We start from the raw sequence: 11,878 nt of genomic DNA, 5'->3' as shown, positions 1-11,878 counted from the left end.
GGGCTTGAACCCTTACTGGCTGTGCCGTGTCAGTGAGGCGGCATTATAGGGAGAACGAAGATGAGTGCAAGCGGTTTTTAGAAAAAAGTACCTTCTGATAGCTCAAGTGAACAAAAAGACACCAAAGCGTTAAATATCGATTAATTAGCGACCTATTTCCCTCTCTAAATCTCCTTGCTATCACCAGAGCATTGAGGTGACACACTTCATATTGCGTGCTTTTCTTCGTCAATGAAAGCTCGCACTGAGGCAGTACAAAGAAGCATATTACTCATCACTATCGAAGAAATAAGAGATTCTAGAGCGTGGGTTAAGATAGTCTCGGATTTTATCCGGAAGTTTATGCGGAAGAATGGCATTAACAATTTTTAAATCTCGATCAGCTAAATCAATAATGGGCGCTTGGGTTCGCGGAACCGAAGGGTCGTAAATCAATACATTAGGATAGAGTAAGTGGCTAGCGTTTACGGAGATGACTAACCCAACCATATTGTTAGAAAGCTGAACAACGGTTCCTGGAGGGAAAACGCCCATAAATTTAACCAATACGTTTAAGTTTTCGTTACTATATAAGTGATTACAATGCTTATACATATAGGAAAGTGCAATATAAGGAATCTTCTGCTCTGCAACGATATTGGGATGACACAAATTATCAAATACATTCGCGACCGTAATGCCCTGTGAAAGCTCATCAATAGCCGCTTCCTTTAAACCAAGCGGATACCCACTGCCGTCATTAAGTTCATGATGCTGTTCTATTACTCTCTTTGCACTTTCTGGAAAGCTATCGATATGACTCGCAATATCCAAACCATACTTAGTATGTAATTTGAGATAATTTTGTTCGGGCTCTGTCAGTGTTGTTTTCTTTCTAACAATCACGGTGGGAACCTTAATTTTGCCTATATCATGAAACAGCGCAGCAAAAGCAAGTTCTTTGATTTTTTGAGCATCATACCCTTTCGCTTTTCCTATCATCATTGCAATGACCGAAACGTTGAGTGAATGAAAGTAGATGTCTTCAAACTCACTTTTGCCATTCATTAAATGCAGCGTAACGCTATCTTCACTCAGTAGCTTATCGACGATATCTTCAACCAAAATTGAAGCTTCATCTATCGCATCCTCTGGCCGATTGCGTATCTTGTTCATTACCGCACGCATACGGGATAGAGAACGCTCAAACTCTTTTTCACAGTTTAGAACTCGCCTACGATATGCGTTCAACTTTTCAATCCGTTTCTGCTTCTCTTCCCACAATTTTTCAGCCTCACTCTCCATTTCTGAAGATTCTTCTATGGCTTCCGGCTGCGTATTGACAGGTAAGGGTTGAGTATCGCTTTGCGCAGGATTGATATAAACATGTTGAATCCCCAAGTGTTTTATCAATTGAATCTGTTCTTGGGATTTAATCTTGAAGCTATTAAAAAGAAAGGGGTGTTCGTTCCACTTTACGGGCAACTTAATGTGCAGGCCAGGCTGCAATCTATCTACTGTGATTTTTATGCTTGCCACAATTTATATAACACCTTAAGTACTAAGTAGTTAATGAGTTTAAAAGAAGTCACTCAAAAGTTCATCAACTACATATTAGTAGTGTTGATATAAATGTGTATGGCTAGAAGCGAGAAATGTGCGCTGTTCAATATAGAAGTATGTGAAGGCTATCAAAAGAGTCCCATTTACCTAAGATAGTGGACTATTATTTCGAGGACAAAAACAACAAAGCCCCGACTTTCGTCGAGGCTTTGTTGTTTAAATTATGGTACCGGTGGGCGGACTTGAACCGCCACTCCCGAAGGAAACGGATTTTGAATACAAAATCAGCAAGGCTGATCCGTGTATAAACAATCACTTAAAGTCATTTTCACACCAGAATCCATGGTAACTTATCGGCATGAAATACACTGTTAGATAGCGCAAGAAGAAACCCATCCAACCATCACGTTTGCCCATAGTTCGCCAAGAAACTCTCAACGAACTGAAGTCCATAGGTAACAACTTATAGCGCACGAACCTTATCTCAAAATAATCTGATACAAGACAGTTACTTAGATAAACGTCAGAAGTACTATAACTATCGCATTGCTTAACTACCAAGACTTAATATGCTATAAACTTAGTTTCATTACCTTCAGCTCTATCAATAAGTAGCATCTGTATGAATAAAATTCAACTCACAGCATCTAACTTGGTCTCTGATATCAACGCACTCAATAGAAATAATGTCTATGAGTATCCAACTAAAGAAACCAAGACCAAAATAATGATCGTTGATATCAAACTTCCTGAAGGGCCAATCTACATCAAAAGATGGGATCCGAGCAAAGGTCAAACCCCAGCACAAAAGAAAAAAGAACCGATATCACCGCAGATGCTTTGGAGATTAGCTAGTGCTCTAAAGCCAAATAAACCTGTGAATGTCGACCGCATTTATGGGGGAAGCTATAACACTCGTTCAGCTCTAGAGGCTTTACTACTACACACGCCTACATTCTATTTATGCTTTCCAGGTCGACTAGAAAAAATAGGTCCAGAAACAAAGGTAAAAGAGGGACATAAACACCTAATCTATTGCCCTGACATCCCTCATGAACAGGGTAAAATGCATGTCAAAGAAGTCAATGATATGGTCATTTCCGAAGTAGATAGAGAATTATACTTTGATGCCCTCGACCTCAATATTTCTGGAAAAGAAAAAGAAATTGATATCGAACAAAAAAGACGACATGCTCAAATACAAATACTATTAGTGAAGTCCGCAGAAGCAATGGGATTGAAGTCATGGGTCGCCAAAAACGACCATGGGATTCTATACAACAATGAAAAACTCATTGAAATGGATTGTGTCTTGAAAGATCTCAACAATACTCCTGCATTGCAAGGATATCCAAATGCAGCACCTGCTGGTGAACTAATTGATTGTATTTGGTTTGGCGACGAGGGGAAAAAAATCCCAGCTATCATAGAGATCGAACATAGCACAGGGGTAACGTCAGGTCTAAATCGAATGAAAGGGTTTAAGGAAGAATCCCCCGAACTCGCACATATGACATATATCATCGCGGCTCCAGATGAAATCAGAGAACAAGTTCTAAAAAAAGCTAACGCCCCTCAATTCCAAGATATGAATACTTTCTTCTTACCTTACTCAGCAATAGAAGAGCTCTACTTATTATGTAAAAGAGGACTCAAAGGTATCAACAACACGATGTTCTTCCATACCTTCTTAGAGCCTTGTAGATAACGAACAATACCCGTCAAAAAAAGAGGATGGGCACAAACCCACCCTCTTCCTTTACTTTATATGATATAGAAAGTCAGATACTGTATTTGCAACACCTAAAGCCATTACATATGGAACACCATTACCAATAGTTTTAAACATATTACTCAACGTCATTGTAGGCGGTAATACAAACTCACTAGGTAGAGATTGAATCGCCAGTGCTTCAGCAGCACTCAAACGTCTAGCAAAATAGGGGTGAAGATGAACTTCATTATTACCGTATGCAGCTGTTGGCGAAAATCTCCAACGATGCAATCGCTTAAATGACTTTTTACCCACATCCCCCTCAGCAATTTCCTTAAATTTAGAAGATTTAGGCTGAAAAAAATGTTTCGAATTAGGGTGTTCCATTACTTTGTTCTTTTCAAACCAATATTGAATAGTAAGCTCTGGTTTTATACCTGCTGGCATAGTCCTTATTCCACCTTCTTCAAACACCGCCGTTTCAGGCCACGATGAAAGTTTCAACGACTCATCAAGAGTAAACGTTACGTGACTACTCCAATCAAAAAGTGTTTTCGGAAGAACATTCCTATTTAAAGACTCGATATCTAAAAGTCCTACAACATGTTCTTTTTTGATTCCAAAAAGAAGGATTCGATCTCTGTCTTGAGGCGCACCAAACTGAATGCTGTTAGTTAAGTTCTCAGTAAGTACATAGTCTGAACTGATAAGTTTAGATTTCATTTCTTCATAAAACTCTCTGTGACGCGCTGTTCGCCACAAGCCTTTTACATTTTCAAATAAAAAGAAATCAGGTTTATGCTCAACAATGGTCTCAACATATGTTCTCGTTAACTTACCGTTATCACCTTCGGAGCCCTTATTTTTACCACCGACAGAAAAGTCCGGACAAGGTGGACCACCTATAAACCCGACTAAATCTCCTTCTTTCTGTACTTTGCTAACATGCTGTTTGAGTTCATTTGTCAACTCACCACCATCTACAAACTCCTCGATGGAATTTAGGTAGTAGCCAAACTCTGGTTTTGGGTTGTCCATAACAGCTCTTGAATATTTATATGCATCCAAGAACGGTTCGTGATACTCATTAACCAGTGCCACATTAAAACCAGCATTTTCGAACCCTAAATCAAGAAAGCCAGAGCCTGAGAAAAAAGAAAAGATAGTAGCCATTAGTTATGTAGTAACCTCAAGGAATCTGCAATGTTTTGTTCGAATCGGCAATTCTAGCCTGCTACCCAAAAGAAAACAAAAAGAACTGACATCAACAGGAAACGTAACGCCCTCACTACACGGACTACGAGAGCTAACAAACTGATATTACAAACAACTATCCAGCAGTAACAAAGACCTGATCCCACTAAAGGATCAGGCTCTCTATATCTATACCCCGCACACAGTTAGACCAAATCGTTCACCACTCACTATCAGGGTAATACCATATTAAATCGGACCTCCTAGCGGAGTTATTTATATGTTTAGTTACACTCGATGAAAAACAGCACCGTTTTGAGAGTTCCCATAGCCGGTATGGGTTTCTACTTTCATCAATTACCCCACTCTCCATACCACACATCAAAATCTCAAAAATCATCGTTCTGTCCCTCTCACTTTCTACACAACCTTATCACTCACACACCAAACCAAGACGAAGCCACACTCATCAGTGGATGAGCTCTGTGGTATAAAGAGGGACGCATCACCCGCCAACAATGCACTTGGTTATAAGAGAACAACGATGAACAATGAAAACAAACCTGACCATGTTGAAGCCATAGATAAAGAACTCGACGAATACTTCCAAGTAGAAACCACCGACCAAACCACAGAATCAAGCAGCATTCAACTCGACGCTTTTCTAGCGCAAGAGCAAACCGATGAATACTCAAGTAAAGCTGTCGATGATGAGCTCGATATCTACTTCGAGAATGAACAGCAGTCACCATGGCAAGCACTCAAAGGTGATGATGAAGCGGTTCACATTGGTATAGACAGTGAGTACGTCTACAACGCCGAGGAAAACCGAAACGACATTCTGTCCTATCAGTATTATCTAATCGCAGGTGAACACCACATGAGCGATGTGGTACTTACCCCCGTTGCTGATGTTATCAAGAAGTCCAGAGCCGCGAACAAAAGTCGTGAAGATGAACTGAAAGCGATTAATCGAATCAAGAAACCTCGTAAGAAATTTGAAGAGTTCTTGGTTGAAGTACTCCAAACTGCAATGGGGCGCGGATTCATCACAGGATGGCCAAAGAAAATCTACATCTATGCTCACTACCTCAGAGCTGACATGGTGTCATTCGAAGCGTTCTGGGATACCAGTCAGAAAGCGAAACTGGAAGTCGTCAGAAGCACATTAACCTCCACACGTGGCGCATACGGCATCGACCTAGACGCAGTGGGTAGAACCAAGCAAGCTTCAGAACCCGTCCACTTTACAGACAAGAATGGAAAGAAACGTGAGAGTCGTGTCCGCTTTGTAGATACTTTACTACTCAGTCCAGGGCAAAGCGGACTTGATAGCGCAGGGGAACTCATCAAAATTCCTAAAGAAGTGATACCAGAGCCATATAGTAAAAGCCGTATGGATGAGCTACTCGTAGAAAATGAACCACTCTTCCTTCGTTACGCATTGAGAGACGCCGAAATCACCGTTAAGTACGGATTGGAAATGCAACACTTCGCCCTCGAAGACATTAAAAAATCACTCAAAGATAAAGTTCCAGAAGAACGGTTAGACAAACTTCAATTTGAACATCTACCATCAACACTGGGTAACTTCTCAGTATCACTCTTCAAAGCACTCACGGGTGATAAAGACGATCTGAACCAAGCACTCGGTATGGAGACCAAAACGATTCAATACTGGAATCAAACAAAAGGTCGTGTCATGCAGAAGAAAGAAACTGTCATCACTGCTGGTCGTCGTATCTTCGAACAACTAGCAATAGACTGCTTCCATGGAGGTAGAAACGAGTGTTACGTGTTTGGTGGCGTAAACTTAGGTGATTACAACGATTTTGACCTTGCTACAGCGTACGTCAATGCCTTAATGGACATTAAACCCGTAGACTTCGAGAAAAGCTTCACTTCAACCAATATCAATGACTATCTCGGTCATAAAATGGGGTTTGCTTACGTTAAGTTCAGCTTCAATAAAGACACTACGAAATTTCCATGCCTACCCGTTAGAACTGACCTCTATGGATTATATTATCCGCTAGAGGGCTACTCTTACTGCACCGCACCTGAGATAGAAGTCGCGTATAACATGGGATGTGATATTGAAATTCAGTTCGGAGTGATCGTTCCATGGATTGAAGATAAAGAGCCACTTTTCAAAGGCTTTACGGAACTCATCAGAGAGCAAAGACAAAAATACACGGATGAAGGCGATAAATTCAGAGAGAAGCTCTGGAAAGAGACTGGCAATACGCTATACGGTAAATTGGGGCAGGGACTGAAGGGAAAACGGGGCTTCAACTCATCAGATGGATTAAGTAAAAACATACCTCATTCTCCTGTTACCAATCCATATTTCGCAGCTCATGCGACAGGGTTCGTTAGAGCCGTTCTCTCAGAGCAATTAGCAGGGATTCATAAACACCATGGCGACGACGTTACCGTTGTGAGTGCCACAACAGATGGGTATCTCGTAAACTGTACTGAAGAACAACTCCACGTTTCAGGAACCATTAGCCAACGGTTCAGTAAGATCTGCGGGCAAACAGGTGACGGTAAGATGATTAAACATAAGCACCATGCTAAACAAATCATCGCAATGAAAACCCGTGGACAAATTACTGGTGAATATGGCGATACCGAACCTGTCATAGCAAAAGCAGGCGTTAAGCCACCGGAATCAGCCTTATCATCGGCAAAGGATGAAAATGCTTATATGGTCGAACTGTTCTTAGACCGTTACCCCGGACAGAAGATCCCAAACAACTCATTGATTTCACCTCGTGACATGTACCTTAAAGACATGGACTTGATAGAAATCCAACGAGAAAAGACGCTCAACTTAGAGTTCGACTTTAAGCGTAAACCCGTTAATCCTCGCATGACTAAAATCCGCCACCCTAAAGGTCACATCGTCGAGCATATCTACTTCGATACCGTACCTTGGAAGAACGAGCAAGAAGGACAACAGACTCGCGCATTGTTTGATGGATGGCGACGTGATAACTGTCTTAAAACAATGGAAGATTGGGAGAACTGGATCGACTACAGCAAAACCAAACCACTACTGAAGGGGTCGTATATCAAGTATGAAGAAGACGGTTCACAAGGTGTCCTGCTAAAACTCGCGTTAAGAGCTCTATCTAAAGAGAGCTACGGACTCACCAAAACCATTAATGGTAAGAAACTCACTATCAAACAATTCACTGAACTGTTTAACAATGCAGGATTTAGGATTGCAGATAATGCCATTAGCAATTCACGAGACACAGCCTTCCATCCTAACGTACTCGCTGCAACCCCAAGACTAATCCCACTATTACGTTGGTTAATTGCAACGTTCCCTGACATGCAGATAGAACACTTTTTCCATAACGACGAGCTGGATGAAGTAAAAATGATGCTGAAGAACTCGTGATAGTGGGTAACGATAGTGGAAAACGTGAAGGGAATCGCTTAAGCAAAAGTATATAGGTCATTGATTTTAATAAATTAAATCAACATCCATCTTTTCTCATAACATGATGATTTAAATATCATTATTCATTCCTAACCGAGTTAACCTATCCTGATCTCTTGCCTTTATCCAATCTTAAAAAGGGGTCAGTGCTTCAACTTTTTCTAAATTTACATTTCATGACACACATCACAAAAGTAAAAGATGAGAATATTAATCCAATTTGCTCTTGAAAAATCCGATACATGTCTAGCAGGCTCTTAAACCAATTCTCCCGAGTGGATGAATACCCCTTTTTAGTAACAAGCAATTCGGTAATACCCTCGTTACACGCCTTCTAAACAACGATACGCCCCCTTGTAATCCACTTTTCACTTTTTCACTACAAAACACCCAAAATAGCAAGCAAGTGACTGTTTTAAAAGGATTTTTACTATTGATCAAAAACTTAAAAGGGGCTTAAATGAGGGCTCTTTTTAAATATGGAGACAAGAAAAAATGACTGATGCAAACAAAGTACCAGAACTCACTGAAAGCCGTCTAAATAAATTAACCGATGCCATAGTAAACGAGTTGTCGAACGCTGGTGCTGGTCGTGTTGTTGATAAGGAGCAGTGTGAGCAAGCTCAGTACAATATTGGTTCTGCAATGCATGAAGCTAAGCAGCTCTTTCAAGGGAACAAGAATAAGTTCGGTAAATGGCGTGATGTAAATATTATCGGCAACGGTAAACGTACGGTAGATAAGCGCACGCTTACACGTTGGACTAGCTTATGTGAATTCGGAACGCTAGATGAATGCCGTAAAGTAGGATTTACCAAAGTTTACAAGTTATCGAGTAAGCGCTATGCCCCTTTGCGTGAGCAAATTAAACAACACCTAGAACAACACCCGGATGTTGAATCTGACACTATCAATGAAATGTTCAACGATTTTGCAACTCAATTAAAAACAGAGAAGAAACAGACAACCCCCGTTGTGAATGATGACTTGGTTGACAAAGTATCTGAGCTGGAAGCTCGCCTCAAAGAGCTAGAGCAGGAAAATGCCAACCTACGTCGACAATTAGAAAATCACCCCACTCTTGAAGCTGCGTAACTTGTTGCCGAAACGACATTATGACGTTTCGGTTTTGCTATCGACTATTAAGGAGCATCCATGGCAACCGAAGTAAAAAAGAACACGGTGGCTCTATTCAGTGACAAGCAACAGCTGTCAACGACCATCCTGGCATCAATCAACAAGATCAAAAACCACGTAAGTGTCAGAGCAGCGAGTGGTAAACAGCTAGCTCATTTGACTCTTAAAGATGAAAAGAGTGAGCAAAAACTCGATGCGCTATTTGCTGACCTTGAGAAGCTTTGCATCCGAGACGCGAATTACTGGATAACCCTCCCAACAGGTAGTTGGGTGCGTAAAAATGCCATTCTAGGATATGAATGTCACCTTAGTGAAAAATATCAAGGGCTTATCCTGAGAACTCAAGGTAACCGGATTCTTTCATTTATTCCCTGTGATGATCTAGATACACAATTAATGATCAAACAGGAAATTCATAAGGCTGCATCAGCCTCATCACCGTCCCGTCGTTACAAACCGACTTGGGATTTTTATCAAACCGCAGTCTAACTGCATCTTTTACTTAACTATTGGAGTATTCCATCATGAACATGTCTATCTATGATTTAATCGTTAAAACTTTCACAACTGAAGCTCATCACAGCAATCAGAACCGTCAAACTCGCCTTGATGAAGTGCGTACAGTGGGTAAAAAGATCGAGTTGAAAGGTGGCAAGATCCAACACTGGGATCAAATCCTTGATGAGCTTGAAACCGCGCTGGTGCACGACTATGACACTAAACGCGATTCTTTTGGTTACAAGGAGACAGCGAAGCGCTTGAAGCAGGTGATTAGCGAAGTCACGGGTCACTAACGTGTTGCTCGTTACCCTCACTGCTTAATAGTTTTTTAATAGTACGTTTTTTATCAAGTAAATTGCCCAGACCTTAGCGATCATTTCATGCAAGAATTTCCATACCCCATCTGAAAGGTGTGTGTTGACGGACGTTAGCAAGCACCTTTCGACCTTCTGCTTTCCATTCTTGAAACGGTATAATGTCGGTACGAAACTCCCAATAAAAAGAAGCAGAGTCCCCCTTACTTCTTCCTTTACTAGATAACATCTAGTTCCTCTAATGCCCCGCCGATTAATGCACCTGCAACAAACCCGATCGCTCCACCAATAACGACGCCCTGTGGACCATATCGAGTACCAAATGTTGCGCCATATTGTGCAAATCGAACGCCTGTTGACGCGCTAGGCTTAAACCAACGCTGTTGAGGGTTAGAATGAAAATGTGTTTTCGCCATAATGTTTTTCCTTTTCTCTAGATGCAGATATGAAAAAGGGCGATACCTTTCGGTACCGCCCTTGTTGATAAGCCTAATTTAGTGATGGGACTTAATCATCGTCATCATCAGCCATGAAGTCGCCGCCGAGCCAACCATCGTCACCCGGTTCCATGTCGAAGTCCTGACTGAAGCCAGAATCTTCTGTGCCATCATCATAGTCACCTTGGTCTTCTGTCCAGTTGCCCATATGAACGCTCCTTCTTAACTGTAATCCATTGCGCCACATGCATCGCATGACCCACCCTTGGTGACCCAACCGGGACAACCTAAAGAACGACATGAATAACCTGATGCCATAAGTGGCTTAATGAATGTCACTTGCATTACTTGTTTCCTTTAATTGACGCTGTAGTAAATCTACGTTGTGTAGTATCCCACTGCGCTCGGACAGGATGTGTCCAAGACCGCAGAATGAGTGTGAAAATAGGCATCGTCATTGCCCTGCCTTATCCGATGAAAGCTATGCCAAATCTAAGTGCGTGACGGTTAGAAACATTTAAAAATGTTTTGCCCTCAACCTGTCCAAGGGAAACCGTACGCTAGTAGCATGAGCGATAAGAGTGAAAAGCTAGCTTTAAGGCTAGGTGACATATTGACGAGATTGTTTATGGGAGAAGTGCTCTCCCCTGAGCAGTTGGTAGCGGATTACCAGGTAAGCGAGAAAACCCTGAGACGCGATTTCAATGAAAGGCTCGTCAACGCTCCGATTATCCGCACCAATGAGGGTTATCGACTGGACCCGATCATTCGAAGTCAGGGCAATTTAAACATCAATAAAGTGCTGTACGATATTGGTTTGTCCGAGCTATTGCCTAAACACTACAAGCTCAATGGTCACGCACCTGTTCTGTTTAAGAGCCCACGCTCTGAACGAACTGACAAATTCGATGCACTGTTTAAGCAACTGACCGAAGTCATCGCTGCTCAAGTTGTCATTGACCTTAACTACAATGAAAAACCGTTTGAATCTGTCCACTGTTATCGGCTGGTCAATGACAGGGGCATCTGGTATCTCGCCGCAACCTACTGTGACCAGTTACATTCGTACCGATTGCGAAATATTTCACAGATTCACCTACGGGAAGATAAATACAAACCCAGTCAAAAGGTCCACGAGGAGATACACAGACAAGGCATGGAGTGGCTAACTCCGGATGATGCTGAGGTGCTTGTACAGGTTGATAGGGAAGTAGCTTCGCGCTTTCTTGAAAGGACGATTCTCCCTCACCAGCAGCTATTGAAAGAACTGAGTGACGGTAGTTTGCTAGTTAGCTGTCGAGTATCAAGATTGAGCGATATCTTGCCTTTGTTGAAGTCTTGGATACCTCAAGTCGAGGTGCTTTCCCCTGTCAGCCTTAAGCTTGAGCTTATACGCGATCTCCACGCCACACTGGATCGTTACAAGTAGTTGCCACGTTAATAAGTGACGCCCTAGTATTCCCTCTAGAAGCACAGCTACATGACAACAAAGCACCACGACATAATGTCGTTTCACTGCGCCGAGAGCGACCGTCCTAACCATCAACTTGCCACTATGTACCGATTTTGAGCTTACCTATGTGAG

The 11,878-nt window shown here is 41.9% G+C and carries 10 protein-coding genes; 6 read left to right on the top strand and 4 right to left on the bottom strand.

Annotation, left to right across the window (positions count from 1 at the left end):
- Positions 1–267 precede the first annotated feature (267 nt).
- Positions 268–1,518, bottom strand: a complete 1,251-nt coding sequence (locus AACR75_RS16235) for an HD-GYP domain-containing protein (RefSeq protein WP_047691106.1) — start codon at positions 1,516–1,518, stop codon at positions 268–270.
- Between the two features lie 646 nt (positions 1,519–2,164).
- On the opposite strand from AACR75_RS16235, the gene AACR75_RS16230 reads away from it, so the two are divergent.
- A complete protein-coding gene (locus AACR75_RS16230; protein WP_047691104.1) occupies positions 2,165–3,250 on the top strand; it encodes a hypothetical protein in 1,086 nt (361 codons plus the stop codon).
- Between the two features lie 51 nt (positions 3,251–3,301).
- On the opposite strand, the gene AACR75_RS16225 is transcribed toward AACR75_RS16230, so the two are convergent.
- Positions 3,302–4,429, bottom strand: a complete 1,128-nt coding sequence (locus AACR75_RS16225; RefSeq protein WP_047691102.1) for a DNA cytosine methyltransferase — start codon at positions 4,427–4,429, stop codon at positions 3,302–3,304.
- Between the two features lie 565 nt (positions 4,430–4,994).
- Between AACR75_RS16225 and AACR75_RS16220 the strand changes: the two genes are divergently transcribed.
- The 4 genes from AACR75_RS16220 (at position 4,995) to AACR75_RS16205 (ending at position 9,835) form a co-directional block, all read left to right on the top strand.
- Positions 4,995–7,862, top strand: coding sequence for a DNA polymerase (locus tag AACR75_RS16220; protein WP_047691099.1), 2,868 nt, complete (start codon positions 4,995–4,997; stop codon positions 7,860–7,862).
- A gap of 537 nt (positions 7,863–8,399) precedes the next feature.
- Entirely contained in the window at positions 8,400–8,999 is a 600-nt protein-coding gene (locus AACR75_RS16215) for a hypothetical protein (RefSeq protein ID WP_047691097.1), read from the top strand.
- 60 nt (positions 9,000–9,059) lie between these two features.
- On the top strand, positions 9,060–9,530 hold the full coding sequence (locus tag AACR75_RS16210; RefSeq protein ID WP_047691095.1) for a hypothetical protein: 471 nt from the start codon (positions 9,060–9,062) through the stop codon (positions 9,528–9,530).
- Positions 9,531–9,565: 35 nt separating this feature from the next.
- The gene (locus AACR75_RS16205; RefSeq protein WP_047691092.1) at positions 9,566–9,835 is read left to right on the top strand and encodes a hypothetical protein; all 270 of its coding nucleotides are present in this window, start codon (positions 9,566–9,568) and stop codon (positions 9,833–9,835) included.
- A gap of 239 nt (positions 9,836–10,074) precedes the next feature.
- Here the strand turns inward: AACR75_RS16205 and AACR75_RS16200 are convergent, their stop codons facing one another.
- The gene (locus tag AACR75_RS16200; protein WP_030000763.1) at positions 10,075–10,272 is read right to left on the bottom strand and encodes a hypothetical protein; all 198 of its coding nucleotides are present in this window, start codon (positions 10,270–10,272) and stop codon (positions 10,075–10,077) included.
- A 91-nt stretch (positions 10,273–10,363) separates the two neighbouring features.
- Positions 10,364–10,549, bottom strand: coding sequence for a hypothetical protein (locus tag AACR75_RS16195; RefSeq protein WP_130248521.1), 186 nt, complete (start codon positions 10,547–10,549; stop codon positions 10,364–10,366).
- Between the two features lie 267 nt (positions 10,550–10,816).
- Here AACR75_RS16195 and AACR75_RS16190 point away from each other — a divergent pair, with 267 nt between their 5' ends.
- Positions 10,817–11,722: a helix-turn-helix transcriptional regulator gene (locus AACR75_RS16190; RefSeq protein ID WP_081989841.1), complete on the top strand. Its 906-nt coding sequence runs from the start codon at positions 10,817–10,819 to the stop codon at positions 11,720–11,722.
- Positions 11,723–11,878: the final 156 nt, after the last annotated feature.

The organism is Vibrio sp. ZOR0018, assembly GCF_963865925.1.
GTDB classification, from domain to species: Bacteria; Pseudomonadota; Gammaproteobacteria; order Enterobacterales; family Vibrionaceae; genus Vibrio; species Vibrio anguillarum.
The sequence above is the reverse complement of the archived record's forward strand: the minus strand, read 5'-3'. Positions and strand labels throughout refer to the sequence as shown.